Below are 534 nucleotides of genomic sequence, written 5' to 3' on the forward strand. Positions count from 1 at the left end.
ACATGGACAGTTTAAAAAAATCGCCTGCATCTCTTCAAAAGTCGGGAGTATGACGGAGAATACATCGGGTGGCGGCTATATTTATCGCTCGTCAAAGGCGGCACTCAATTCCGTCGTCAAAAGCTTAAGCAATGACTTAACGCCTGACGGTTTTACTGTCCTTGCTTTGCACCCTGGTTGGGTACGCACCACAATGGGTGGGCCAAATGCACTTATAGATGCAGAGACATCAGCTCAAGGGCTGGCACAAGTTATTGACCAAAGCACCGTTGAACACTCTGGTCAATTCATCAATTACGACGGAACTTCGCTTCCTTGGTAAGTATTTTATAAAAAGATGAGAGGTAGGTTAGCTTTATGCTTTCTACTTCTCTGACAACCTTGAATTTCTGCGTTTCCTTTCCAGACTTAGTAAGGCTATCAAACAAATAAGGAGAGTGAGCATGGCTGCAGATAGAGATCTGGTGAATTTTAGTGAAGATCACGAACTTAACTACTGCTTAAGAAGCGCAGGAAAACGTCAAACACAAGCGA

General features: G+C 43.8%; 1 protein-coding gene. It reads left to right on the forward strand.

Annotation, left to right across the window (positions count from 1 at the left end):
- Positions 1-322, forward strand: a 322-nt coding sequence (locus tag R7R78_RS29090) for an SDR family oxidoreductase (protein WP_225474962.1), incomplete at its 5' end; no start/stop codon positions are given.
- Positions 323-534: the final 212 nt, after the last annotated feature.

The sequence above is a fragment of the Vibrio sp. 2134-1 genome, assembly GCF_033339495.1.